A 25,715-nucleotide genomic window follows, 5' to 3' on the forward strand; every position below is an offset into this window, starting at 1 on the left:
TTATTATGAAAGGAATTGTATTAGCAGGAGGCTCAGGAACGAGGCTTCATCCATTAACTTTAGCGGTAAGTAAACAATTAATGCCTATTTACGATAAGCCAATGATTTATTACCCAATATCAGTATTAATGAGTGCCGGTATTAACGAAATATTAATAATAACAACTCCTCATGATAATCCAAGTTTTAAAACGTTACTTGGAGATGGTTCTCAGTTTGGTTGTAAGTTTGAATATGCGATTCAAGAAGTACCAAATGGATTAGCTCAGGCTTTTGTAATAGGAGAAGATTTTATTGGAGATGAAGATGTAGCTTTAATTTTAGGGGATAATATCTTTTATGGAACAGGATTAGAACAATTATTAATGGAGAAGACAAATCCTAAAGGAGGAGTTGTGTTTGCCTACCACGTATCAGATCCAGAAAGATATGGAGTTGTTGAGTTTGATAAGAATTTGAAGGCTATATCTATTGAAGAAAAACCTACTAACCCTAAATCTCATTTTGCTGTACCAGGACTATATTTTTACAATAACGAGGTTATAGAAATTGCTAAAAACTTAGAACCTAGTTCTAGAGGAGAGTACGAAATTACGGATGTAAATAAAATATATTTAGAAAGAGAAAAATTAGAAGTAGGTATTTTGGATAGAGGAACTGCTTGGCTTGATACAGGAACACATGCTTCATTAATGCAAGCTGGGCAATATGTTCAAGTAATTGAAGAAAGACAAGGATTGAAAATTGGTTGTTTAGAAGAAATAGCCTACCGAAAAGGATTCATTACCAAAACAGAATTAGAAGCTTTAGCAAAGCCTTTAATTAAAAGTGGATATGGTACTTATTTAATGGAAATTGTAAATGAGTGAATTTAAGAAGAACATATTAGTTACTGGTGGTGCAGGATTTGTTGGTAGTGGTTTAGTTGAAGAGTTAATTAAAGACGCTTCAAATTTTGTAGTAGTAGTAGATAATTTACTAACTGGTTCTAAAAATAAATTACCAATAGCAGAGCATAATAACTTAAAGTTTATTCAATGTGATGTAAATAATATTGGAGAAATTACAAGTGTTTTTCATACTTTTTCTTTTCATTATGTATTTCATTATGCTGCATTAGTTGGAGTTCAAAGAACATTGCAAAATCCTGTTAAGGTTTTAAATGATATTACAGGGATAAAAAATATATTAGATTTATCAAAAAACACAGGGGTAAAACGAGTAATGTATGCTTCATCTTCTGAAGTTTATGGTGAACCAGTTGAATATCCTCAAAATGAAGAAACAACTCCTTTAAATTCAAGACTACCTTATGCTATTGTAAAAAATGTAGGAGAAGCTTTTCTAAAATCATACAAACAAGAATTTGGATTGGACTTTACTGTTTTTCGTTTTTTTAATACTTATGGACCAAAGCAAAGTAAAGATTTTGTAATATCTAAGTTTATAAATGCTGCATTAAATAACGAGGACATAACTATTTATGGTGATGGAAGTCAAACCAGAACGTTTTGTTTTATGAAAAATAATGTTGAAGCATGTATTAAAGCAGCTTTTTCTGACGAACAAGCAAACCAAACGATTAATATTGGAAATAATCAAGAAACAACTGTTCTTGATTTGGCTAAGTTAATTATAGAACTAACTAATTCGAAATCTAAATTAGTTTTCTTGCCGCCTTTACCAGAGGGAGATATGACTAGAAGACATCCTGATATTACTAAAATGAAAGAATTATTAGGTGATAAAGATTTATTGACTTTAGAACAAGGAATAAAAGAAATATTAAAGGATACTAGTTATATATTGTCTTAATGGAAAAAATAAACCATTACATTTCTATCGTTAATCAAGCAATTGATGAACTTTCATATAATAAAGAACCAAAAAAATTATATGAGCCAATAAAATATACTTTAACCTTAGGTGGAAAAAGAATTAGACCTGCATTATTATTGTTGGCTAATGATTTATTTGGTGGGAAAGCTGTAAGAGCTATGAACTCAGCATTAGCTATTGAAGTATTTCATAATTTCACCTTAGTTCATGATGATATTATGGATGACGCTCCATTAAGAAGGGGTAAAACTACTGTGTTTAAAAAATGGGATACAAATACCGCAATATTGTCTGGTGATGTAATGTTTGTAAATGCAATTCAATTACTTGCAAAAGATAATAACGATAAATTGGCAGATATTTTAGCCATTTTTAATAAAGCATCTGTTGAGGTCTGTGAGGGACAACAATACGATATGGATTTTGAAACTTTGGAAAATGTTTCCATTGACGATTACCTAAAAATGATTGAATTAAAAACAGCTGTTTTATTAGCAGCTAGTTTAAAGATTGGTGCTTTAATTGCAAATGCAAAGCAAGATGACGCTAACCATATTTATGAGTTTGGAAGAAATTTAGGAATAGCATTTCAACTAATGGATGATATATTAGATCTTTATGGTGACCCTGAAAAGTTTGGAAAACAAGTAGGAGGAGATGTTATTGCGAATAAAAAAACTTACTTGTTGTTAAAAGCTAAAGAGTTGGCCAAAGGAGAAACAAGAAAAGAATTAGAATTTTGTTTAACATCAACCGCTATAAAACCTGAAAATAAGGTAGAACGTATTAAAACAATTTTTAATGCATTAGGTGTTAAAAAAGCTGCAATAGATGAAATGAATTTGTTTTATAATACAGCTATTTCTCATTTAGATTCGATTGATGCTCCTGAAGATAAAAAGAAAGTTTTTGAAGACTTTGCAAAACAATTAATGCACAGAGAAAATTAAGCACCTTGAAATATCAAAAACACATATTTGTTTGTATCAATCAACGTGACGAAAATGCAGTAAGATGCAGTTGTGGTGAAGAAAATGGAACTGAAATTGTGGCTCGTTTTAAAGAGTTAATACAATCGCATAAGTTAAAAATGAAGGTAAGAGCACAACGGGCTAGTTGTTTTGATATTTGTGAACAAGGTCCCATAATGGTAATTTATCCTGAAGGTGTTTTTTATGGAAAAGTAACCCCCAATGATGTGGAAGAGATTTTTACTCAGCATATTTTAAATAACCAACCGGTAGAAAGATTACGTTTGAAATTCAATAAAAAATGAGTCAATTAATTCCAGGTTTAAACGACTTGTCTACTTATTATAATCGTACAGATTTATTAGAAAAAGTAGTTGCTCAAATTCAGAAAGATTTTAATTGGTTTAGTTTTGAAATTACCTTTTCTGGCAAAGAAGAAGTTACTCCATATCAAGAACTATTTCAGCAAATTTTACCTCTAGTAGACGAAATGCTTAATGATGATTACATTAAGCTAATGTCATTATTATATAGAATAGACATTGAAGAAGATTTTTTAAACAGGAAATTAAAAGAAAATGCTCAGGCTGATACTGATGAAGTAATAGCTGATTTAATTATTAAAAGAGAGTTGCAAAAAGTGATTATAAAAGATATGTACAGTGCTAAGTAGCACTTTTTTCTAATCCTTTTTTAAAATAAGCATTTAGAAATATCGTAACAATTACAATTGAAGTTCCAAGATAGAAACCTAAAGTCATGGTTTCGCTTTCAGGCCAAATTAATAAAGCTAATAGTATAGAGTAAATGGGCTCAAGGTTAACAGATATAGTAACCGTATAAGGTGATATTTTTTTCATCACTTCTACACTTAGCATAAAAGCAAAAGCAGTACAAATAACACCTAAAATAAGTAGCCATTTTATATCAGTAGCTGAAATAGAAAAGTTAACCCCATTTGAAATTAAAAGGTAAATAGTAACAATGCTAAAAGCTCCGAGCAGTTCATAAAAGGAAATTGTTTTTGAATTAGATTTCTTTATAAGCATTCCATTAAGAACTGTAAACCATGAAGCCAAAGCTGCAGAAAATACGCTTAAAATCATTCCTGTAATGTATTTAAATTCGAAACTAAAAATAAAATAAAGCCCAATAATTATTAAAAGGCCAAATATAAGTTCGTAGGGTTTAATTTTTCGTTTGAAGTACAATGGTTCGATAAGTGAAGTAAATAGAGTGCTACTTGAAAAACAAACTAATGCGACTGATACATTTGATTGTTTGATTGCTTCAAAGAAAGTTACCCAATGAACTGCAATGATAACACCTACTAATAAAATTTTCCCTAGAAGTTTCTTATCTACTTTTAAGGAATGCTTTTTAAGTAAAAAATAGCCCAATAAAGCAATTAAGGCTATACCAACTCTATACCATACCAACAAATATGAGCTTGTTTCTATAAGTTTACCTAATACACCAGTAAATCCAAAAATAAGAACAGTTATGTGTAGCCAAATATGATATTTGTATTTTTCGAGCATGGCATCAAATGTAATTGAAAATCAAATACAAAAAATCAATCATCATAAAAGAAAAGATGAAAAGACCTATATTTGATATCAATTCAATTCTATAGAGATGAAAAATAGTTCCATTATTAGCACCCTTTTAATTTTACTAATTATTGGTTGTAATCCTGAAAAAACGTATTTTGACCAATTAATAAAAGATAAAACGATAACAGAAAGAGTTGTAGAGTTAAATAAAACATTGACCGAGATTAGAAAAACTGAAAACAAATCGGCTTTAGTTAAAGAAGAAGAAGATTATTTGGAATATGAATATAAAATAGGGATTGATGAAACTTTTAATGTAACTTATTTTTTTGATGTTGCAGGATGTTATGAGGTTGGATTAGATACCTATTTTAATAATGAGGTTGATGCTCAGCTTGTAATGGAAAAGATAAAAGAAGAGATTGAAAATTCTGATAAATTTAAATTGAAAACTGACACAAATCAATTGATAGAATGGTCAAGCACTGATGGTTTAGCCTCGATTGAATTAGATTATGAAAATTTAAATAAAGGAATGGTTTCCTTTACTGTTTTTGCTAATGAATAGTTTCTTCCTGCTCTTCTTCTAATTCATCTAATTCGGTAACTCCACCAGATATTATAAACTTCATAATATCAGCTGAATTTGCATTTATAGGGGTAACACAGTTTTTAGGAACAATTATTAAATTACCAGTTACAGCATAAGAGAAAGGTATATAAACACCAATTTTGTCTACTGAAATCCCTAGGTCAGTTAAGTCGGTTTGAGTTATAAAACCAAGTCGCTCAACATTTCCTTCCATCTTAACTAATACTGGCTCTGTAAATCTTTTTTTCTTGCCAACAAAAGCAGATAATAAATCTTTTACGGAAGTGTATATTATTTTAATCAGTGGAATTCTGTCGAGTAATCTTTCTAAGCTAAAGATTTGTTGAACAATAATGGTGCTTCCTAGCATTCCAATTAATGTGATGGCAATTAATAAAATTACAATACCTAAACCAGGAACCTCAACAGGTATAATACCATCAATTAGTACAATTGCTTCAATTACTACGTATATTGTAGCAGCAATAGGGATGGTGTAAAGTAACCCTTGTAAAAAGTATGCGAGTAATTTTTTCATGCAGCAAAAGTAACTATAAGCTTTCTAATTCAGCTTGTAATTTCTTTGTTAATGATAACACTATTAAGTTATAAGAATCATCTATCCAATGGTAAATGATTTTGTCAGCAACATCAAGGTTTGGATAAACAGAATTCCATAAAGTTTTATTCATATGATAGCCTGGTTTAACGGCTTCATACTTTTCTCGTAATTCAATTGCTTTTTCTGAGTCACATTTAAGATTTATAAAATCAAAAGATTCAACACTTGTTAATGCAAACATTTTACCCATTACTTTAAAAACTAACGTGTCTTTGTCAAACGGGAAGCTTTCAGTAACTCCTTTTTTTGCTAAACAATAATCTCGATATTGCTCAATATTCATTTACTTATAGCTATAAGGTAGTACTTTAGAGTATTTATCTTTATTGATAACAATCATAGAGTGCATATTTAATATTTGCTCTATTGGCGATAGTTTTTCTTTTACTAAATAATCAAAATGTTTAATGTCTCTAACCATTATTTTTAATAAATAATCGGCCTGACCTGTTACGTTATAACATTCTAAAACTTCATCAATTTTATCAATTTGTGCAATAAAGTCATTGATAGCATTATCTCGTTGGCGAATTAAAGAAATTTGCATGAAAGCAGTAATTCCTAAATCTAATTTAGCTTCATTCACTAAAGCATGGTAGCTTTCAATAAAACCATTCGATTCTAATTTCTTAACTCTTTCCAATGTAGGAGCTGGAGAAAGACCGATGTCTTTTGAAAGTTGAAGATTTGTGATTTTGCCGTTTTCTTGTAGGCGTTTTAATATTTTTAAATCTATATTGTCAAGTTTCATTTTGGAATAATCTATTGTTTGCGTAAAAATAGCAAAATTTAAATTCGTAGCAATATGAAAAATGGCAAGATTTTAGTTTAAAATTTCATAAAGTGTTGGTTTGCTAGGAGAAGCATCGTTTTCAAAGCTTGCGATTTGAAATTGTAGTATATAGAAGTCGTCAATAATCGTATTAGGAACAAAAATCAGTTCAGTAATGGTTTTAGATAATTGGGGATTTTTTGGGTAATCCCAGAAAATATGATGAGCTAATAATTTGCCTTCATCTTCTTCTCGATCTACAGAAGGGGTGTCGATTAATAAATGCTGTACACCATTATCAACTAAAAATTGCATCGCTTTATGATGAATATATGTAGGGTTTGTGCTTGAGTATTGTTTATGCAACTTGCTATCACTATTTGGCATTGTTCTAATAACTAATGCATCAGCTTCATTTTTTTGCCATATTTTTTCAACTTGTTCTAACATTATTACACTGTCACCATCTACGTTGTAGGGTGTTATGGTAACAAGTTTTGCATGAAAAGTAAATTGTTTTAAGCATTGATTAATGGTGTAAGGCTTTTTACTAATATGGCCAACACATTCTGTATGTGTACCATGTCCGTGTGGGTTGAAAAAAATATTTCTAAAATTTACGGCTCCGCCCAGATTAACATCGCCTATAAATCCATTTTCCATTACTGGAGTAAATTCAGGAGGATTAACATACCACGCAGTAACATTTTCTTTGGTTCCTCTTAATGGGATTGAAATGTCGAGTGGCTTTGATAAATCAATATTAAAAGTTGTATTTCTATATTCAATAGTTGTTTTCATTTTACAAAGAATAAATCTGATGAAATTTTGTCTGCAATAAAAATTCCTTCTTTGGTTAATGTTATTTTGTTGTTTGAAACTTGAAGGTAAGAAGATTTTAAATAAGGAGCTAACTCTTTATTAAAATGATTTAAAATTGTAGGATTAAAATTTTCAGAAATGTAATCTATTTCAATTCCCCAAATTGTTCTTAATCGGGTTAATATATATTCATTGTAAGCAGTAATTTCATCAATTATTTCTTCTTCCCAGTAAACGCTATTTTCATTTATTCCATTAATATATTTTATATTATTCGAAATGTTCCAAACGCGTTTATTTTCATAAAAAGAATGGGCAGAGGGTCCAAATCCTAAGTATTCAATGCCTTTCCAATAATTACTGTTGTGAAAAGAATAAAAACCTTCTTTTCCAAAGTTTGAAATTTCATATTGAGTTAACCCAAGGTTTTCAGTAGTTTCAATCAGAGTCTTAAATTGAGAGATAGCTTGCTCATCAGTTGGTAGTTTAATTTTGTTAGTTTCTACTTGGTGGTGAAGAGCTGTTTTTGGTTCTACAGTAAGCGTATAGGCTGATAAGTGTGGTATATTTAGTTTATCAATTAAATTTAAGTTTGCTTCCCATTTTTTTTGGGTTAGTAAAGGAGAGCCGTAAATTAAATCTACAGTAATATTTTCAAAACCAACATCTTGGCTAAGTAATACACTTTGTTTTGCTTGACTAGAGTTGTGTGCGCGATTAAACAATTGTAAATCATCTTCAAAAAAAGATTGAATACCAATACTCAATCTATTAATTCCTAAATCTTTTAACATGTTTAACAAACTTGCTGTTATGTCGTCGGGGTTGCACTCAAAGGTAATTTCAGTATTACTATTTAGGTTATAATTTTTGTGTAACGCTTCAAAAATTAGACTTAATTCTTCGTAACTTAATAATGAAGGTGTGCCTCCTCCAAAATAAATAGAAGAAATAGAGGTCTTAAGTAAGTTTTTTTTAGATGCTATTTCTTTGACCAAACATTCAATTAATGATGTTTTATATTTTAATGATGTTGAAAAATGAAAATCGCAATAGCTACACTTTTGTTTACAAAAAGGAATATGAATGTAGATGCCAGCCAATTGTATTATTTATTCAATACAATTCTAAAAGTTGTTGAAACTTCATCAGATTGTTTAACAAAAATTTTACCTGCATGATAATTTTCGATTATCCGTTTTACTAGTGACAAGCCTAAACCCCACCCACGCTGTTTGGTTGTGAAGCCTGGTTCAAAAATATTTTTCTGCTTTGCTCTAGGAATAGGTGTTCCGGTATTGCTAATGTCAATGTAAATATACTGTGATTGATCGGTAACTTTAATCATTATAACACCTTCTCCTTTCATGGCGTCTACAGCGTTTTTAATGATATTTTCTAAAACCCAACTAAATAAAGATGGATTGAGCTTTGCAAAAACTTGATGATCTTTATTGAATTGAACACTCACTTTTTTAGAAATTCGGACTTTTAAATAATCTAATGTTTGACTGATTACTTCAGTTATGTTTTCATCTTCTAGTTTTGGAATAGACCCTATTTTAGAAAAACGTTCAGTAATCATTTCTAGTCGTGTAATGTCTTTAGAAAGTTCAGTGATAGTGTTCTCATCAATATCTTTCATTTTTAAGTATTCAACCCAAGCTATTAAAGAAGACAAGGGAGTGCCTAGTTGATGTGCTGTTTCTTTAGCCATACCAACCCATACCTGATTTTGCTCTACTTTACGAGAAGTGCTAAAAAGATAATAAGCAATGATTAGAAATAAGCCAATAATAAAGAATTGAACAAAAGGATAGAATTTAAGTTGTTGAAGTAGTTCTGAATCTTTGTAAAAAATATAATTAATTGTGTTGTGATTTATTGCTACCGAAATTGGTTCGTTTTCTTCTTTCATTTCTTGAATTGTAGTTTCAAGATATTTAGGAATGTCTGCTTTATCTGGGGATAAATTTCCGTATTCAATAATTTTAGTTTGGGTACTATCTGTAAAAATAACTGGAACAGAAGCAGAATTGATAACAACTTCAGAAATAAATGATTCAATTAAATTGTCTAAAACTGTTTTTAACTCAGAAAATATTTTAGAGTCTTTGTAATATAGTTTTTGATGTAAAGTATAATCTTTTGTAATTCTTATATCAAGTTCAATAGGAGGGTTAATTGTTTTAATTAACTCTAATTCATTTTTTAAGAAATCAGGATTTTTACTTTTTTCGGGGTCAAAATTTCTATGGTTTACAATATTTTCTTTTTCATCAACAACGATAACAGGTATAGTCGTATTCCCTGCAATTATTTCAATATAAAAAGAGATGTCATTATCATTAGTTGACGTAATTGCTCTCTTGCTTGCTTCAGCCCAAATTTCAATTCTGTTTCGTTCTTCTTTTGAAATTTTATCAAAAAGTTCGCTTGTATAATTAACTAAAGTCGCTTTATTTTTAATTGCTTCAGCCCAAAGTTGAACTTGTTCACGTTCTTGGTCGGCAATTTTTTTTACTAAAACGTTTGTGTACCAAAGTGATGCAATAACTATAAGAGTTGCTGCTCCAGCTAATAATAATTTCCAACGTTGTTTTTTAGAATATATATTCAAAACTATACCTTAAGAGTAGATTTTTAAGACGTGTGAAATTATGAAATAGTTGTATGAAATTCTATTTAGTGGTTAACTATTCTGTATGTTTTTTGAGAAGAGCCATTACTTACATTCATAAAATAAAGTCCGGGGCTAAAAGATGATAGATTGAAATTGTAAGTTTTTGTATTAGAAACCTCTTTCGAATGGATCTTCTTTCCCACTAAATTATATAGTTCAAAATTTAGTGTTCTTTCGTTTTTTGTGGTTTTAAATTTAAATTCATTTTCATAAAAATACCCCTTCCAATCATTCTTGTTTGAAACTTCTTCAACACTTACTTGTCCATCATGATAAACTTTCATAACAACTGGTAGGTGGTCAGACATATAATAAAGAGCGTCAGCAATATTAGAACTAACGGCTGTATTTGTAGGTGTTCCATTTATAGATTTATTAAAATGATTTCCATCATTTCCAAAAGCAATATAGGAGTTTGGAACATAAGTAATTTGATTTGCTCCATTCATAACGTCTTCTCCAACAATAATAAAATCAAATCTATCATCCATGCCTCCACTTGAACCTCCATCTCCAATAGAGCTACTTCTGGTGCTTTGGGTATGTATGCTTCTGAAATTAAAGTTGTTATGCCATTCTCCTGGGGTGTTTATAGGATCTTTAAGTAATATATTCCCGCCATTTAAAATGGTATTGTATGCAGCTTCTTCACTCGTGTACAAATTAAAGTCACCTCCAAAAAAGATATTTTCAATTGGTTGAGATTTGGAATCTAAATAGTTTTTAAAAATTACAGCTTCTTGATTCCGTTGGATTGAATCGGCTGGAGTATTACTAGCTTTAAGATGTGCCATGTAGCAATGAATAAATATAGTATCTGAAAGAGGTGTTAAAAAACCATTATCTACAAATAGAACATATTCGCTAATATTTCGGAGCACAGTTGGTATTTCGTATTGAGATTTTAGAGTTAATTTATCACTATTATAAAATAGCATATTATCAGTATCAGGTCCGTTTTGATATGTCGCTTTTTGATAATGGCTAACACCATCAACATTTAAAGCGTCGTTTAAAATAGTTGTAGCTCCAGTTGAACTTGTAAGTTCAGTAATTAAAAAAATATCAGGGTTTACTGCTTTTATGATCGGTTTTAATGTATCTGCCTTGGTTGGATTAGATAAAGGGTACCTTAAGACGTTATAAGACATTACAGTTAATGTGTCTTGAGCTTTTGAAAAAAAACAAATGCATAAGAATAGTATGGTGAAAATGTATTTCATGGTGAAAAAGTTTTGGGTGTTCTGGAAAAGAATTTACTTTTCTTTAATTAAAAACAAATAAACAGGAAAGTGGTCAGAATATCCGCCAGCGTAAGCGCCACCAGCATAAGTTCTAAATGGATAACCTTGGTATCTGCCTGAAGTTTGTTTCATGTAGGGTTTATTATAAATTTTTGTACTATAATATTTGTAGGTAGAATAGTCTTCGTCAACTAGGCCTGAAGAAACAATAATTTGGTCAAATAAATTCCAAGTGTCGCGATAAGCTAATGTTCCAATTCCTTTTTTGTAGTAAGATTCCATTGGATTAAATAACTGATTGGCTTGTGTATCTTCTTTTTTAGGTACAGTATTTAAATATTTTTTAACGCTTGCATTTGTAGGATCATCATTTAAATCTCCCATAAATAAAATTTTTGCTTTTGCGTCAATTGCTTGAATTGAATCGATGATAGCTCTTGCCAATTGGCCAGCTGCATTTCTTTTAGGAGCACTTCTTTTTTGTCCACCACTTCTTGATGGCCAATGAGCAACTATTATATGAATTAATTCCCCATTCAATTCTCCATTTACAACCAATTGATCACGAGTTTTAAACGAGTTATTATTCTCTATTTTTAAAGTGTATGATTGGCTAGAAATTACTTTAAAATGAGAAGGATTATACAAAAAACCTACATCAATACCTCTTTTGTCTGGAGATTCGTAATGGACTATTTGATAATTTCTTGATTTTAATTTTTCTGTTTTTACTAAATCTTCCAAAACGGATTTGTTTTCAATTTCAGCAACTCCTAAGCAGGCTAATCCATCTGGATGAACGTCTGTACCTAATTCAGAAATCACTTTGGATAGGTTTTCTAATTTTTGATGATAACGCTCTCCGTTCCATGCTTTATTTCCATTTGGAGTAAAGTCATCTTGCAGTATTTTGTTAGTATCTGCATCAACAATAGTATCAAATAAGTTTTCTAAATTGTAGAATCCTATACCTGCAACATAGTATTCTTTTTTTGATTCAGTCGGTTTTTCGGTTTGTGCAAAAAGTGCTGATGCGCCAGCTATTACTGAAAAAGATAGAAATAGGAAAAGTTTTTTCATAATTTATTTTTTTACAAAACTAAGTAATAATTATTGTGCAAGTTTCGTGCAAAGTTTTTAAAAGAAAGTTTTTAGGTTAATAAATTATTAACAAATTAGTGAGAATGAAATAATTATAAATTTTTAACACTAATTTTGAACTTTTACGATAAACGATTAAAGTGAACACCCTAAGGAGCAACCCAATAAGACTTCTAACCGCTTTTGAAATTTAAACAAATAAATAAATTTTAAATGAAGAGTGTCAAATTATTAGTTGTTATTTCTTTTTTATTCAGCGCTAGCTTATATGCTCAAACAGAAACTTCTACAGAAGTAGTTCCTGATACTGTTTTAAAAGAAGAGTTTGTTCCTTTGTTTAGTACTTCATTAGGTGTGATTGACGAAGAAACAGATAATCAAGATGTTTCGGGTTTATTACAGTCTTCAAGAGATGTGTTTACTTCTATTGCTGGTTATAATTTAAGTGCAGGTCGTTATCGTGTAAGAGGGTATGATTCTGAAAACTTTAATGTAATGATGAATGGGATTACCTTAAATAACCCAGAAAGTGGAAGAGCAATTTGGGCATTTTGGGGTGGATTAAATGATATTACTCGTTATCAAGAATCAAAAAATGGTATTAGCTCAAACCAATATAGCTTTGGTGGTATTGGTGGGTTTTCTAATATTGATGCAAGAGCTTCTAGTCAACGTAAAGGATCTAGAGTTTCTTATGCATCATCAAACAGAACCTATCAACATCGTTTAATGGTTACGCATTCTACAGGATTAATGGAGAATGGATTAGCAGTAACAGTTTCAGGATCGATGAGATATGCTAATGAAGGTTATGTTGAAGGTACTTTTTTTCGTGGAGGAAGTTATTTCTTGTCTGTAGAGAAAAAAATAAATGAAAAGCATAGTATAGGTTTTGTTGGCTATGGAGCGCCTACAATTCAGGGACGTCAAAGTATATCTGTTCAAGAAGCTTATGATTTAACAGGGAATAATAATTACAATTCTTTTTGGGGTTACCAAAATGGAGAAAAAAGAAATTCAAGAGTTAGAAATAACCATATTCCAATGATGATGTTGAATCATTATTTTACAATAAACTCTAAAACAACATTAAATACATCTGCTTTTTACTCATTTGGTAGGAGCGGAAACACTCGTTTAAATTGGCAGGATGCTGCAGATCCAAGACCAGATTATTATAAAAATTTACCTAGTTATTACGATAATCCTGAAGATCAGTCTTTATTTGCTTATTATACTGATGCTTGGCAAAATGACGTAAATACTCAGCAAGTAAACTGGGATCAAATGTATTTTGCAAATAGCAAAAACTTGCACACTGTTCAAAATGTTGGAGGTGTAATTGGTAATAATGTTACTGGAAACAGAGCAAAATATATCGTTGAAGAACAAAGAAGTGACCAATCACACTATGGATTTAACACTGTTTTAAATCATCAATTAGATGAAAATTTAAAGCTTTCGTTAGGTTTAAATGGTAGTTTTTATAAAAGCATGAACTTTCAAGTTGTTAATGATTTACTTGGAGCAGATTATTGGGTTAACATAAACCAGTTAGCAGCTAGGGGTTTATCAACTTCTGTAGAAGTGGCATTACAAAACGATGTTAACGAACCAAACAGAATTGTAAAAGAAGGAGATAGATTTGGTTATGATTACGATATTCACATCAATACCTATAATTCTTTTGTTCAGATTGAAGGAACAACTTCAAAAATAGATTATTATGGAGGGGTTTCTTTATCTCGTACTTCAACTTGGAGAGAAGGGAATGTTGAAAATGGCTTATATCTTGATGAATCTATAGGTAAATCTGAGGAATTAACGTTTTTAAATCCAGGATTTAAAGGTGGGTTAGTCTATAAAATTACAGGTCGTCATTTAATTGCTGTAAATGGTGCTTTTTTAACTAGAACACCTCAAACAAGAAATTTGTTTTTATCTCCTAGAACAAGAAATCAAGTAAATAAAAACTTAAATAGTGAGATAATTACTTCAGCAGATGTAAATTATTTAGTTCGTTATCCAAATGTAAAAGTAAGAGCAACGGGGTTTTATACTACAATAGGCGACAAAACAAGAGTAATTGGTTTTTATAATGATGAATTAAACACCTTTGGTAATTATGTAATGAGAAATGTAAACGAACGTTTTTTAGGAACAGAGTTGGGTGCTGAAGTTAATGTTACTTCTACGATAGTTGCTACAGGTGCATTAGCAATAGGAGATTATAGCTATACATCAAATCCTTTAGTTGATATTACTCAAGATAACAGTAACGAACTATTGGTTAGCAATAAAAGAATTTATTTGCAAAATTATAAGATAGGAGGAATACCTCAAACAGCAGCTTCTATTGGTTTAAAATACAATTCACCAAAGTTTTGGTTTGCAGGAGTTAACTTTAACTATTTTAGAGATACTTATTTAGATGCTAATCCAGATACTAGAACTGTTGAAGCTACTAGCAGTTATGTTAATACTGATCCTCAAGTTGCAGAAGTATTAGATCAAGTTAAACTTGATCCTGGATTTACTTTAGATTTATTTGGAGGGAAATCTTGGAGAATTAAAAACAAATATTTCTTACGAGTTAATGTAAATATTAATAATGTTTTAGATACTAAAGACTTTGAAACTGGTGGATACGAACAATTAAGATTTGATCCACAAAATACTGGGAAATTCCCACCAAAATATGGTTATATGTTTGGTAGAACATACTTTGCTATGGTAAGTTTTAACTTTTAATAATAAAGAATTAAGATGATTATGAATAATATAAAGAATATATCACTATTAGGTTTAATGTTAACCTTTATCCTTTTAGCTTGTAATAAAGATCCAATAACTCCACCATTAGAAGTTCTTGAAGCAAATGAAATAATATCGATTGATTCGGTTAAAAACTGGTATAAATCTGGAAATGTTGATGTAAATGTAGCTTCTAATATTTCCGTATTCGGTACCATTACAGCTGATGAGGTAAGTGGAAATTTATATAAAGAAATTTTTATACAGGATGGAACGGGTGGAATTAAACTTAGGTTAACATCTTCAGGAAGTTTTTATGAAGGTGAATATGTTAGAGTATCTCTTAGGGGAGCCATAATAACAAGGTATAAGAATATGTTGTCAATTGACAATATTGACCCGGATAAACAAATAATTAAACAAGGCACAAAACAATCAATTGCTCCTGAAGTTGTAACAATTGAAGATATAACCACTAATCTTGAAGGTGGAATTTATTCTCGTTACCAAGGTAAATTGATACAATTGAATGATGTTGAATTTTTGTGTTCTGAAATGTGTAAAACATGGGCAGACGCGATTAATCAAGGGAGTGAAGATAGACTTTTAGAAGATGTTAGTGGGAATCCCGTAATAGTTCGTTCAAGTGGTTTCTCATCTTTTGCAAATCAAATATTACCAACAGGTAAAGGCTCTGTAATAGCTGTTGTTACACAGTTTAATACTACTGTTCAATTAGTTGTTAGGTCCTTACAAGAAGTAAATTTAAGTGGCGCTCGGTTTGACGCGTGTGTTATTGACTGTCCTCTTTATATTAAAGATTTTGAGGATCAAAGTATAACTTCAGGAGGCTGGTCTACTCAAAATGTTGTTGGGAATGTTAATTGGTACATAAACGATTTAGGATTTACAGGTACTAATTACGCTGCAATTTCTAACTTCAATTCAGGTAATACAGCATGCGAAACTTGGTTAATTTCTAAAGAGTTTAATCTGTCAGGAATTAATAGTCCAACATTATCTTTTCAGTCGGCTTATAATTATTCAGGAGCTCCATTAGAATTATATGTAACCACTAGCTATACTGGAGATGTAACGACAACAACTTGGACTAACTTAACATCTTTGGCAAACTGGTCAACTGGAGGTTTTTCTGGTCAATATTCTGGTTTAATTAATATTTCAGCTTACAATACATCAGGAGTAAGGTTTGCATTTAAATACACGGGAACTAATACTGATGGTAGTACTTGGGAAATAGATGATTTTACAATTGAAGACTAAAACTTATTCAAAACAATGTTTATGAAAAATTTAAAATATATAATAGGATTATTTAGTGTAGCCTCAATCTTTTTGATGTCTTGCGAAAAAGAATTTGATGCTCCTGAATTGAAAGTTGTTCCTACAGGCAATGTAGTTTCTATAGCAGATTTAAGAGCAATGCATGTTCCAGGCACAACCGTTGAAATAAATGAAGATTTATCTGTTTTTGGAATTATTACTGCTGATGAATCAACAGGAAATTTATATAAGGAGTCTTATATAGAAGATGCAACTGGTGGGATTAATTTAAGATTCATTTCTTCTACAGGTCTTTATATAGGTGATTCTGTAAGAGTTTATTTGAAGGGAAGTAAATTATTAAGATACAATCAAATGATGCAAGTGGATTCTTTACATCCCGATAATAGTATTGTTAAAATAGGTACATTACAAAATAGAGTTCCACAGGTTGTAACTATTAGTGAGATTAATAATGATTTAGAAGGTTTTCAAGGGGAATTAATACAAATAAATAATGTTTACTTTATTGAAGGCGGGCAGGGTAAGATGTATGCAGATGCTGCTAATTTAGAAAGTGTTAGTAGATCCCTTAGTGACGGGACAGAGTTAATAGATGTTAGAACAAGTGGCTATGCAAACTTCGCGTCAGACACTCTTGCTTCTGGCTATGGTACTTTTATTGGAATAATGACTCAATATAAGGTTGGTTCGACCAATATAGCTCAATTATTAATACGTAATCCAAATGAATTAAATATGAATGGAGACGCTCCACTTGTTAAAGATTTTAATGATCAAAGTTTAACTTCAGGAGGATGGACTACTCAACATCTTGCAGGACCTTCTTATACAGCATGGGGTATATTTGCAGCTACAAATTCTGCAGCTAAAATTACTTGTTATAATTCTGCAACAGCAATGGGTGAGGTTAGTGAATCGTGGTTAATTTCTCCAGCAATAGATTTAAGTAATTCTGCTACACCTAATTTTAATTTTAGAAATGTTGTTCGTTATGGAACTACTCCTCAGTTACAAGTTATGGTTTCGACTAATTACGATGGAACAAGTAATCCAAACACAGCTACATGGACTGACCTAACTTCTTTAGCTACATGGGATACAGATATTAGTTCATGGAATACTTGGACAAGTTCTGGAGATTTAAATTTAACTCCTTATATTTCTTCTGCTACTTATGTTGCTTTTAAACACGTAGGAGTTAATACTTCAGGAGTTGGTACGTGGGAAATTGACGATATTACTATTATTAAATAAAAATCGATAAATTTATAATTCATTAAAAAACAAATAACTATGAAAAAACTTTACAATTTATTTTTTGGTTTAATGTTGGTTGGTACTGCAGCTAATGCTCAAACCATATTCCAAAGTAACCTTAGCTCATGGGCTAGTGGTGACCCAACAGATTGGATGGGGTCAAAAACAACTATTGTGTCTTCGAATGTAACTGAAGTTGCAGCTGATTCTTATGGTACAAGTGCAGCTCAATTATCAAACACAAGTGCAACAAGTCATAAAAGATTCACAACTCAAAGATTAGCAGTTACAGCAGGAGAAACTTATGAAATTAAAATGTGGGTAAAAGCAAATCAAGGAGATTTGAGAACTTCTTTTTATAATGTAACTGACAATAATTATGGAACTTATAATAGCTATTTTGATTTAGCTACTGAATCAAATGGTTCTTTAGTTATGTTATCACAAACGGTTACTTTGGCTGCTACTTGTGATTCAGCTGAATTTATTATTTCTTTAAAGAATACAGATGGTGTAACTGATATTGTTTTAGACTCTGTTGCAATTAGCTTGTCAGCTCCTCCAAGTGGAACTCCAGTAACGATTAATCAAATTCAAAATACGACAACGCCTCCTTTTGATTCTCCATACAATGGCCAATTAATTGAAACATCAGGAGTTGTAACTGCTGTTCAATATAACGGATATTACTTACAGGATGGAAATGGAGCTTATAATGGCGTTTTTGTATTAGATTATAATAACACACCAGCTATTGGTGATTTAGTTCAAGTTACAGCTACAGTTGATGAGTATTTTAATTATACTACAGTTGCTAACCCAATAGTTTATAGTGTTACTGGAACAGGAACTCTTCCAATACCAGTATCTTTATCTACATTAGCTGTAAATGATGAAATGTATGAAGGTGTTTTAGTCAAAGTAACTAACGCTTCATGTACTATAGATACCCTTACAAATGGCAATGGTGAGTGGACTGTTGATGATGGTTCTGGTGCTTTGATTGTAGATAATAAAATGCTTAACTATAATGGAATTGTATCTACAGCTTATAATGTAACTGGTGTTGTAGATTTTTCTTTCAGTAACTTTAAGTTGTTACCAAGAGATATTAATGATGTTCAAGTTTATACTTCTATTGAAGAAATTAATAACATTAACGTAAATGTTTACCCTAATCCAGCCTCTACATTTGTAGCTTTTGAATTAAATGTAAACAACTTTGAGGTTAAATTATTTGACATTACTGGAAAAGTAGTGAAAAATGAAAATGCATTAGGAAGCAAAATATTAGTATCTACTTCTGATTTAAATAATGGAGTTTACTTTTATTCTGTTTATACTAAAAAAGGTAATTTAATCACTACAAACAAGTTTGTAGTAAATAAATAAGACAATTAGTTTAATTGATTTAAAAAAAGCTCCGACGAAAGTCGGAGCTTTTTTTATACTTAAAAATGGGTATTTTTAGATTTGAAAAATTAGAAAATATGTCGTTAAAAATTTCATCTTTCGAGGAGTATCAATCCGAATATAACAGGAGCATTAACAATCCAAATGAATTTTGGGCTGAAAAAGCTAAGCACTTTTATTGGAGAGAACAATGGGATAGTGTTTTAGAATGGGATTTTAAAGAACCTAACGTAAAATGGTTTGTAAATGGGAAATTAAATATTACAGAAAACTGTTTAGATAGACACTTAGAAACTATAGGAGGTAAAGTTGCAATAATTTGGGAGCCTAATAATCCGAATGAGGAAGTAGTAAAATTAACTTATAGACAATTGCATGAGCAAGTTTGCAAGTTTGCTAATGTGTTAAAAAACAATGGAGCTAAAAAGGGAGATAGAATTTGTATTTATATGCCCATGGTTCCTGAGCTTGCTATAGCAACTTTAGCTTGTGCTAGAATTGGAGCAATACACTCTGTTGTTTTTGCAGGATTTTCTGCAAAAGCTTTAGCAGAGAGAATTAATGATGCTACTTGTAATATTATTTTGACTTCTGATGAAGGTTATCGAGGGAGTAAAACAATAGCTATAAAAAGTATTGTTGATGAAGCTCTGGAGAGTTGTGATTCAATTCAGAAATCTATTGTATTGAAAAGAACTGGAGGAGATGTTAGCATGCAGCCAAAAAGAGATGTTTGGTTGCACGAAGAGATGCTAAAAGTTGATGAGACTTGTAATGCTGAAGAAATGGACGCTGAAGATGAATTATTTGTGTTGTATACTTCTGGTTCAACAGGAAAACCAAAAGGAATTGTGCATACAACAGGAGGGTATATGGTATATACGGCTTATAGTTTCCAAAATGTATTTCAATATAGTAATGATGAAGTTTATTGGTGTACAGCAGATATTGGCTGGATAACAGGGCATTCTTACATTGTTTACGGTCCTTTACTTTCAGGAGCAACTACTTTAATGTTTGAAGGAGTTCCAACTTATCCAGATGCAGGTCGATTTTGGGAAATTGTAGATAAACATCAAGTGAATATTTTCTATACTGCACCAACAGCAATTAGAGCTCTAGAAGCTTGCGATATAGATTTTGTAAATAAGCATAGCTTAAGTTCTTTAAAAGTATTAGGAAGTGTAGGAGAACCTATTAATGAAGAGGCTTGGGAATGGTACCATAAAAATATAGGGAAAGAAAAATGTCCAATAGTTGATACTTGGTGGCAAACAGAAACAGGTGGAATAATGATTTCTCCACTTGCAGGTATAACGAAGCTTAAACCAAGTTTTGCAACCTTACCATTACCTGGAATTCAACCTTGTTTGGTTGATTCAGATGGAAATGAAATTGAAGGGAATGATGTAGAAGGTAATTTGTGTGTTAAATTTCCATGGCCATCAATGCTGAGAACAATTTATGGGGAGCATGAACGTTGTAAACAAACTTATTTCTCTACTTATAAAGGAAAGTATTTTACAGGAGATGGATGTAAAAGAGATGAAAACGGAATGTATCGAATAACAGGTAGAGTTGATGATGTGATAAATGTTTCTGGGCATAGGATGGGGACTGCAGAAGTAGAAGATGCTTTAGATCAACACATTGATGTTGTTGAATCAGCAGTTGTTGGTTATCCTCACGATATTAAAGGTCAAGGAATTTACGCTTATGTAATTTGTGTTAAAGAAGTAAATGAAGATGAGCTAAGAAAGGAGCTTTTAGAAATTGTAACTAAAGAAATAGGACCAATTGCTAAACCGGATAAAATTCAGATAGTAAAAGGTTTGCCGAAAACACGTTCAGGAAAAATTATGAGAAGAATTTTACGAAAAATTGCTGAAGGTGACACATCTAATTTAGGTGATATTTCAACTTTGCTAGATCCTGATATTGTTAAAGAAATTCAAAAAGGAGCGGAGAATATTTAAGTTGTTAAAAAAATATAATATTGCTAATTAAGTTGCTTCAAAAAATATTTTGAACCCCTTTTTTATATCTTTACACTGATTTTAAAAATAAAATGTCTGATTCAATAATTATAATACCAACTTACAACGAGATAGAAAACGTTGATGCGATGATTCGCAAAGTGTTTTCGTTGGAGAAGGAATTTCATGTTTTAATTATTGATGATGGTTCTCCAGATGGAACTGCAGGCGTTGTAAAAAAATTACAACAAGAATTTACTGGAAAATTGCATTTAGAACAACGAAAAGGAAAGTTGGGTTTAGGAACAGCTTACATTCATGGGTTTAAATGGTCTTTAAAAAATAATTACAATTATATTTTTGAAATGGATTGTGATTTTTCACATAATCCTGACGATTTAATTAAATTGTATAATGCTTGTGCAGTTGAAGGCGCAGACTTATCAATAGGATCAAGATATATAAAGGGTGTAAATGTTGTGAATTGGCCAATGGGTAGGGTATTAATGTCTTATTATGCTTCTGCTTATGTTCGATTTATTACTGGAATGAGTATTCGGGATACAACTTCAGGTTTTAAGTGTTACACTCGAAAAGTTATTGAAACAATAAATCTTGACGCTATTAAATTCAAAGGCTATGCTTTTCAAATTGAAATGAAATTTACAGCATGGAAATTTGGATTTAAAATAAAAGAAGTGCCTATTATTTTTACTGACCGCCAAGAAGGTGTTTCAAAAATGAGTGGTGGTATTTTTAAAGAAGCTGTTTTTGGAATTATCCAAATGAAAGTAGAAAGCTGGTTTAGAAAATATAAAAGATAAAATATTACAGATTTTTAAATTTCTTCATTATTCGAGAAGAATAAACAAAATCACATAAAACTTCGTCATCGGTTTTTAAAATCGATTTTTTATCTCCTTCCCACCATTTCTGGCCTTGATGTAAAAAGACAATATTTTCGCCTGTTTCCATAACCGAATTCATGTCGTGTGTTACACAAATTGTAGTAATATCAAACTCTTTTGTTAAGTCATAAATTAGGTTGTCAATTACTATTCCTGTTTTAGGGTCTAGACCAGAGTTAGGCTCATCACAAAATAAATACTTTGGATTAAGCGCGATAGCTCTCGCAATACCAACCCTTTTTTGCATTCCTCCACTAATTTCGGCAGGGTATAAATTATTTACATTTTCAAGATTAACTCGTTTTAAACAAAAATTAACCCTATCAAGCATTTCTTCTTTGCTCTGTTTAGTATACATCTCTAAAGGGAAACGAACATTTTCTTCAACAGTTAACGAGTCAAATAATGCACCACCTTGAAAAAGCATTCCTATTTCTGAACGAATGTCTTTTCTTTGGTTAAAATTCATTGCAGTAAATTCTCTTCCATCATACGAAATAGTACCCGAATCAACTTCGTGTAATCCAACAATACATTTCGTTAAAACAGATTTCCCCGAACCACTAGCACCTATTACTAGGTTTATTTCACCACGTTTAAATAGTATAGAAATATCCTTTAAGATTTCCTTTTCGCCAAAGGATTTTCGTATGTTTTTTACTTCTATCATTTAAATTAATAATAGTTGAGTAAGAATGTAATTAATGATTAAAATAGTGATACTTGAATAAACAACAGATTTAGTACTTGATTTACCAATTTCTAGAGCACCTCCACTTGTATAGTAGCCATAATAAGAAGGAACACTCGTTATTATAAAAGCAAAAAATAACGTTTTTACTAAGGCATATATAACATGGAATAATTCAAAATCCCATCTCAATCCATAAATATACTCACTTACAGAAAGCATGCTTGAATAAGCGCCTACAATCCATCCACCAAGAATTCCTAAAAACATACTGTAAATGATGATGATTGGGATAGTAAATAGTGCAGCAACAATTTTTGGTAAAATTAAATAAGAAGCAGAGTTAATACCCATAATTTCAAGTGCATCAATTTGCTCAGTTATTCTCATAGATCCAATTTCAGATGAAATGTTTGATCCAATTTTACCTGCTAATATTAAGCACATAACAGTCGGGGCAAGTTCTAGAATAAAAGATTGTCTAGTAGCATATCCAACAGTATAAAGAGGTATAAGAGGGCTGTTGATTGCAGAAACAGTTTGTAGGGTTACTACCGCACCCATAAACAAAGAGATAATAGCTATTAAACCCAGAGATCCAAGGCCTAAACTTACCATTTCATGTAAGGTTTGACGCCAATAAAGCTTATAGTTATCTGGCTTCTTAAATACTCTTGCAAGTAATAAAAAATAGGATCCTATATTATGCAATGCTGAAATCATTCTTTTTTAATAATTCATAAAAGTAATATTTCTATTATTAATATTAATTAACGGGCTTTGATATATAATTTTTATCTTTGATTTATGAGGTTTAAATGTTTTATTTCGAGCTTATTACTATTACTATTGATTTCTTCTTGTTCTTTAAGAAAAAAGAATAGATGTAATTCATGTCCACATTGGAGTAATTCAGAGAAGGTTTCTCAAGAGAAAGTTTAAGTTTTTATCATTTTTCTGATATAAATCATTGAATTAGATTAAAAAATCGGGTACATTTGGTTTTTATTTAGACTAATTCTAAATAAGTATTATGACTTTAGATCAATTAAAAGAAAACGAAGAAGGAACCATTCTTAGGATAGGAGATGAAGAGTTGGCATTACAGATGTTAGCTATGGGTTTTATTTTAGGTGAAAAAATTAAAGTAGAAAGAATAGCGCCGCTTCGTGATCCGATATTAATTGCTTCTGGAATTAATTATATAAGCATTAGAAAAGCTGATGCAAAACAAATAGAAATCTCAAAAATCAATTAATTCTGTCGCAAAACGATAAACATAATAGAGTGAAAATTTTACTCGCTGGAAATCCTAATACAGGAAAGAGTACATTGTTTAATGTGCTTACAGGATTAAATCAAAAGGTTGGTAATTTCCCAGGGGTAACTGTAGATAAGAAATCTGGATTTTTTAATGTAAAAAATGAAAAGGTAAAAATTGTTGATTTACCCGGAACTTATAGTTTAACCCCAAATTCAGAAGATGAGCGTGTAACAAAAGAATATGTTTGCAATGCTGATAAAGATGATATTGTTGTTCTTGTAGCTGATGCTACGAATTTAAAAAGGAATCTTTTATTACTTACCCAAATAATAGATCAAGGGAAAAAAACAATTTTGGTTTTAAACATGATGGACTTGCTCCAAAAAAATAATCATGAAATTAAAATCCAAAAATTAGAGCTCCTTTTAGGGGTTCCTGTTGTTGCAATTAACGCAAGAATAGGAAAAGGAATTGACGATTTAAAATACACGATAATCAATCATAAATTTAAAGCTACGAAGTTTATTGATCAACCTTTTTCATCAAATGTTATTGATGAAACAATGTTGAGGTATAATAAAATTAACCAAATAGTAAATGAATGTTTAGTTATAAATGGCGAAGATAAGTCATCTGTTTTAACTCGTAAAATTGATAACATTATTACCCACAAAGTATATGGGTATTTAATTTTCTTGGTTTTACTTTTTTTGATGTTTCAAGCTATTTTTTCTTGGTCAGCATATCCAATGGAGCTTATCGAAAATGGGTTTATGTTGTTGGGAAATAGTCTGAGTAATCTTTTACCTGACGGAGCAATAAACGATCTTATAGTTGAGGGAATAATTGCAGGGCTAGGAGGTATTTTTGTTTTTATTCCTCAAATAACAATGCTTTTTGCTTTTATAATTATTTTAGAAGATACAGGTTATATGGCTCGAGTTAGTTTTTTAATGGATAGAATTTTAAGAAACTTTGGATTAAATGGAAAATCGATTATTCCTTTATTAAGTAGTACTGCATGTGCCGTGCCTGCAATAATGGGAGCTAGAACAATTACTAATTATAAAGAGCGGCTTATCACCATAATGGTTTCACCATTAATAAGTTGCTCTGCTAGAATACCTGTTTATTCATTATTAATTGCGTTGGTCGTGCCTAAAGAAAATGTATGGGGAGTCTTTAATATGCAAGGTGTATTAATGATGGGGTTGTATTTGGTGGGATTTGTTACTGCTTTACTTGCTGCTTGGGTAATGAAATTAATTATTGAGTCGAAAGAACGAAGCACTTTTATATTGGAAATGCCTATATACAGAATGCCAAGATGGAAAAATGTAGGGTTTGAAATATTTGGAAAAGTAAGAGTGTTTTTGTTTGATGCAGGGAAAATTATTGTAGCTATATCTATAGTGTTATGGGGATTATCTTCTTATGGACCCTCTGAGGCTTATGAAAAAATTGATGCTAAGTACACGGAATTATCAAAAACAAATCCAAGTGAACAGTTAGAATCTTTAAAGTCTGCAGACAAACTGGAAGCTTCTTACGCAGGAATGATTGGAAAGACAATTGAACCTGTAATTAGACCGTTAGGATTTGATTGGAAAATAGGAATTGCATTGGTTACTTCTTTTGCAGCAAGAGAAGTTTTCGTTGGAACAATGGCAACTCTATATAGTGTAGGTGATGAAGATAATACTTCAACAATAAGGCAAAAGATGTTGGTGGCAAAAAATTCTAGAACAGGAAAATTATTGTACACTAAAGCGACCACTTATTCCTTGCTTATTTTTTACGCTTTTGCTATGCAGTGTATGGCAACATTGGCTATCGTTTATCGGGAGACCAATTCTATAAAATGGCCTTTAATACAGTTGGTTTATATGGGTGCATTAGCGTATTTTTCTAGTTTAATAGTTTACACTATTTTCTCTTAATT

Annotated in this window: 25 protein-coding genes; 14 read left to right on the forward strand and 11 right to left on the reverse strand. The window is 30.9% G+C overall.

The window, feature by feature from the left end; translation table 11 throughout:
- The first annotated feature begins 5 nt into the window (after positions 1–5).
- From rfbA to FRY74_RS11820, 5 genes are read left to right on the forward strand one after another with little or no spacing between them, the layout of a single operon-like run.
- Positions 6–869 carry a glucose-1-phosphate thymidylyltransferase RfbA gene (gene rfbA / locus FRY74_RS11800; RefSeq protein WP_147101862.1) on the forward strand — a complete coding sequence of 288 codons (864 nt, stop codon included), beginning with the start codon at positions 6–8 and terminating at the stop codon, positions 867–869.
- Positions 862–1,815: an NAD-dependent epimerase/dehydratase family protein gene (locus FRY74_RS11805; RefSeq protein WP_147101863.1), complete on the forward strand. Its 954-nt coding sequence runs from the start codon at positions 862–864 to the stop codon at positions 1,813–1,815. The genes rfbA and FRY74_RS11805 overlap by 8 nt, the downstream gene beginning before the upstream one ends.
- Positions 1,815–2,789 carry a polyprenyl synthetase family protein gene (locus FRY74_RS11810; protein ID WP_147101865.1) on the forward strand — a complete coding sequence of 325 codons (975 nt, stop codon included), beginning with the start codon at positions 1,815–1,817 and terminating at the stop codon, positions 2,787–2,789. The genes FRY74_RS11805 and FRY74_RS11810 overlap by 1 nt, the downstream gene beginning before the upstream one ends.
- Positions 2,790–2,794: 5 nt before the next feature.
- Positions 2,795–3,115, forward strand: a complete 321-nt coding sequence (locus FRY74_RS11815) for a (2Fe-2S) ferredoxin domain-containing protein (RefSeq protein WP_147101868.1) — start codon at positions 2,795–2,797, stop codon at positions 3,113–3,115.
- Positions 3,112–3,483, forward strand: a complete 372-nt coding sequence (locus FRY74_RS11820) for a hypothetical protein (RefSeq protein WP_147101871.1) — start codon at positions 3,112–3,114, stop codon at positions 3,481–3,483. The genes FRY74_RS11815 and FRY74_RS11820 overlap by 4 nt, the downstream gene beginning before the upstream one ends.
- Here the strand turns inward: FRY74_RS11820 and FRY74_RS11825 are convergent.
- Positions 3,476–4,351, reverse strand: a complete 876-nt coding sequence (locus tag FRY74_RS11825) for a DMT family transporter (protein WP_147101872.1) — start codon at positions 4,349–4,351, stop codon at positions 3,476–3,478. The two genes, FRY74_RS11820 and FRY74_RS11825, sit on opposite strands and share 8 nt — an antisense overlap.
- Before the next feature lie 97 nt (positions 4,352–4,448).
- Between FRY74_RS11825 and FRY74_RS11830 the strand changes: the two genes are divergently transcribed.
- On the forward strand, positions 4,449–4,934 hold the full coding sequence (locus FRY74_RS11830; RefSeq protein WP_147101874.1) for a hypothetical protein: 486 nt from the start codon (positions 4,449–4,451) through the stop codon (positions 4,932–4,934).
- On the opposite strand, the gene FRY74_RS11835 is transcribed toward FRY74_RS11830, so the two are convergent.
- The 8 genes from FRY74_RS11835 to FRY74_RS11870 form a co-directional block, all read right to left on the reverse strand.
- A complete protein-coding gene (locus FRY74_RS11835) occupies positions 4,924–5,496 on the reverse strand; it encodes a DUF502 domain-containing protein (RefSeq protein ID WP_147101876.1) in 573 nt (190 codons plus the stop codon). The genes FRY74_RS11830 and FRY74_RS11835 overlap by 11 nt on opposite strands.
- A gap of 13 nt (positions 5,497–5,509) precedes the next feature.
- Positions 5,510–5,863 (reverse strand): MmcQ/YjbR family DNA-binding protein, encoded by a 354-nt coding sequence (locus FRY74_RS11840; protein ID WP_147101878.1) that lies wholly within the window; start codon positions 5,861–5,863, stop codon positions 5,510–5,512.
- Complete coding sequence (locus tag FRY74_RS11845; protein ID WP_147101880.1) at positions 5,864–6,331, reverse strand: Lrp/AsnC family transcriptional regulator; 468 nt, start codon at positions 6,329–6,331, stop codon at positions 5,864–5,866.
- 72 nt (positions 6,332–6,403) lie between these two features.
- Complete coding sequence (locus tag FRY74_RS11850; protein ID WP_147101882.1) at positions 6,404–7,153, reverse strand: cyclase family protein; 750 nt, start codon at positions 7,151–7,153, stop codon at positions 6,404–6,406.
- Positions 7,150–8,277, reverse strand: a complete 1,128-nt coding sequence (gene hemW / locus FRY74_RS11855) for a radical SAM family heme chaperone HemW (RefSeq protein ID WP_147101884.1) — start codon at positions 8,275–8,277, stop codon at positions 7,150–7,152. The genes FRY74_RS11850 and hemW overlap by 4 nt, the downstream gene beginning before the upstream one ends.
- A 5-nt stretch (positions 8,278–8,282) precedes the next feature.
- The gene (locus FRY74_RS11860) at positions 8,283–9,794 is read right to left on the reverse strand and encodes a sensor histidine kinase (RefSeq protein WP_147101886.1); all 1,512 of its coding nucleotides are present in this window, start codon (positions 9,792–9,794) and stop codon (positions 8,283–8,285) included.
- A gap of 65 nt (positions 9,795–9,859) precedes the next feature.
- Positions 9,860–11,080 carry a T9SS type A sorting domain-containing protein gene (locus FRY74_RS11865; RefSeq protein WP_147101888.1) on the reverse strand — a complete coding sequence of 407 codons (1,221 nt, stop codon included), beginning with the start codon at positions 11,078–11,080 and terminating at the stop codon, positions 9,860–9,862.
- Positions 11,081–11,113: 33 nt separating this feature from the next.
- Positions 11,114–12,181, reverse strand: coding sequence for an endonuclease/exonuclease/phosphatase family protein (locus tag FRY74_RS11870; RefSeq protein ID WP_147101890.1), 1,068 nt, complete (start codon positions 12,179–12,181; stop codon positions 11,114–11,116).
- A 234-nt stretch (positions 12,182–12,415) separates the two neighbouring features.
- Here FRY74_RS11870 and FRY74_RS11875 point away from each other — a divergent pair, with 234 nt between their 5' ends.
- The 6 genes from FRY74_RS11875 (at position 12,416) to FRY74_RS11900 (ending at position 21,734) form a co-directional block, all read left to right on the forward strand.
- A complete protein-coding gene (locus FRY74_RS11875; RefSeq protein ID WP_147101892.1) occupies positions 12,416–14,953 on the forward strand; it encodes a TonB-dependent receptor in 2,538 nt (845 codons plus the stop codon).
- Positions 14,954–14,974: 21 nt separating this feature from the next.
- Positions 14,975–16,240 (forward strand): DUF5689 domain-containing protein, encoded by a 1,266-nt coding sequence (locus FRY74_RS11880; protein WP_170228026.1) that lies wholly within the window; start codon positions 14,975–14,977, stop codon positions 16,238–16,240.
- Positions 16,241–16,261: 21 nt separating this feature from the next.
- Positions 16,262–17,518, forward strand: coding sequence for a DUF5689 domain-containing protein (locus FRY74_RS11885; protein WP_170228027.1), 1,257 nt, complete (start codon positions 16,262–16,264; stop codon positions 17,516–17,518).
- A 39-nt stretch (positions 17,519–17,557) separates the two neighbouring features.
- Positions 17,558–18,913, forward strand: coding sequence for a T9SS type A sorting domain-containing protein (locus tag FRY74_RS11890; protein ID WP_147101896.1), 1,356 nt, complete (start codon positions 17,558–17,560; stop codon positions 18,911–18,913).
- A 65-nt stretch (positions 18,914–18,978) separates the two neighbouring features.
- Positions 18,979–20,910 carry an acetate--CoA ligase gene (gene acs, locus FRY74_RS11895; RefSeq protein ID WP_223265878.1) on the forward strand — a complete coding sequence of 644 codons (1,932 nt, stop codon included), beginning with the start codon at positions 18,979–18,981 and terminating at the stop codon, positions 20,908–20,910.
- Between the two features lie 92 nt (positions 20,911–21,002).
- Entirely contained in the window at positions 21,003–21,734 is a 732-nt protein-coding gene (locus tag FRY74_RS11900) for a polyprenol monophosphomannose synthase (protein ID WP_147101899.1), read from the forward strand.
- A gap of 4 nt (positions 21,735–21,738) precedes the next feature.
- Here FRY74_RS11900 and FRY74_RS11905 read toward each other — a convergent pair whose 3' ends face one another.
- Both FRY74_RS11905 and FRY74_RS11910 read right to left on the reverse strand, forming a co-directional pair.
- Positions 21,739–22,488 carry an ABC transporter ATP-binding protein gene (locus FRY74_RS11905; protein ID WP_147101901.1) on the reverse strand — a complete coding sequence of 250 codons (750 nt, stop codon included), beginning with the start codon at positions 22,486–22,488 and terminating at the stop codon, positions 21,739–21,741.
- Positions 22,489–23,232, reverse strand: a complete 744-nt coding sequence (locus FRY74_RS11910; protein WP_189765269.1) for an MlaE family ABC transporter permease — start codon at positions 23,230–23,232, stop codon at positions 22,489–22,491.
- Positions 23,233–23,542: 310 nt separating this feature from the next.
- On the opposite strand from FRY74_RS11910, the gene FRY74_RS11915 reads away from it, so the two are divergent.
- A complete protein-coding gene (locus FRY74_RS11915; protein ID WP_147101902.1) occupies positions 23,543–23,767 on the forward strand; it encodes a FeoA family protein in 225 nt (74 codons plus the stop codon).
- A gap of 29 nt (positions 23,768–23,796) precedes the next feature.
- The gene (feoB, locus tag FRY74_RS11920) at positions 23,797–25,713 is read left to right on the forward strand and encodes a ferrous iron transport protein B (protein WP_147101903.1); all 1,917 of its coding nucleotides are present in this window, start codon (positions 23,797–23,799) and stop codon (positions 25,711–25,713) included.
- Positions 25,714–25,715: the final 2 nt, after the last annotated feature.

This window comes from Vicingus serpentipes (assembly GCF_007993035.1).
Classification (GTDB): Bacteria; Bacteroidota; Bacteroidia; order Flavobacteriales_E; family Vicingaceae; genus Vicingus; species Vicingus serpentipes.

Bases quoted from the DNA above. Each gene is read 5' to 3' on its own strand.
- rfbA (WP_147101862.1), top strand. From the start codon at position 6: ATGAAAGGAATTGTATTAGCAGGAGGCTCAGGAACGAGGCTTCATCCA.
- FRY74_RS11805 (WP_147101863.1), top strand. From the start codon at position 862: ATGAGTGAATTTAAGAAGAACATATTAGTTACTGGTGGTGCAGGATTT.
- FRY74_RS11810 (WP_147101865.1), top strand. From the start codon at position 1,815: ATGGAAAAAATAAACCATTACATTTCTATCGTTAATCAAGCAATTGAT.
- FRY74_RS11820 (WP_147101871.1), top strand. From the start codon at position 3,112: ATGAGTCAATTAATTCCAGGTTTAAACGACTTGTCTACTTATTATAAT.
- FRY74_RS11825 (WP_147101872.1), bottom strand. From the start codon at position 4,351: ATGCTCGAAAAATACAAATATCATATTTGGCTACACATAACTGTTCTT.
- FRY74_RS11830 (WP_147101874.1), top strand. From the start codon at position 4,449: ATGAAAAATAGTTCCATTATTAGCACCCTTTTAATTTTACTAATTATT.
- FRY74_RS11835 (WP_147101876.1), bottom strand. From the start codon at position 5,496: ATGAAAAAATTACTCGCATACTTTTTACAAGGGTTACTTTACACCATC.
- FRY74_RS11840 (WP_147101878.1), bottom strand. From the start codon at position 5,863: ATGAATATTGAGCAATATCGAGATTATTGTTTAGCAAAAAAAGGAGTT.
- FRY74_RS11845 (WP_147101880.1), bottom strand. From the start codon at position 6,331: ATGAAACTTGACAATATAGATTTAAAAATATTAAAACGCCTACAAGAA.
- FRY74_RS11850 (WP_147101882.1), bottom strand. From the start codon at position 7,153: ATGAAAACAACTATTGAATATAGAAATACAACTTTTAATATTGATTTA.
- FRY74_RS11865 (WP_147101888.1), bottom strand. From the start codon at position 11,080: ATGAAATACATTTTCACCATACTATTCTTATGCATTTGTTTTTTTTCA.
- FRY74_RS11870 (WP_147101890.1), bottom strand. From the start codon at position 12,181: ATGAAAAAACTTTTCCTATTTCTATCTTTTTCAGTAATAGCTGGCGCA.
- FRY74_RS11875 (WP_147101892.1), top strand. From the start codon at position 12,416: ATGAAGAGTGTCAAATTATTAGTTGTTATTTCTTTTTTATTCAGCGCT.
- FRY74_RS11880 (WP_170228026.1), top strand. From the start codon at position 14,975: ATGAATAATATAAAGAATATATCACTATTAGGTTTAATGTTAACCTTT.
- FRY74_RS11885 (WP_170228027.1), top strand. From the start codon at position 16,262: ATGAAAAATTTAAAATATATAATAGGATTATTTAGTGTAGCCTCAATC.
- FRY74_RS11890 (WP_147101896.1), top strand. From the start codon at position 17,558: ATGAAAAAACTTTACAATTTATTTTTTGGTTTAATGTTGGTTGGTACT.
- acs (WP_223265878.1), top strand. From the start codon at position 18,979: ATGGGTATTTTTAGATTTGAAAAATTAGAAAATATGTCGTTAAAAATT.
- FRY74_RS11900 (WP_147101899.1), top strand. From the start codon at position 21,003: ATGTCTGATTCAATAATTATAATACCAACTTACAACGAGATAGAAAAC.
- FRY74_RS11905 (WP_147101901.1), bottom strand. From the start codon at position 22,488: ATGATAGAAGTAAAAAACATACGAAAATCCTTTGGCGAAAAGGAAATC.
- FRY74_RS11910 (WP_189765269.1), bottom strand. From the start codon at position 23,232: ATGATTTCAGCATTGCATAATATAGGATCCTATTTTTTATTACTTGCA.
- FRY74_RS11915 (WP_147101902.1), top strand. From the start codon at position 23,543: ATGACTTTAGATCAATTAAAAGAAAACGAAGAAGGAACCATTCTTAGG.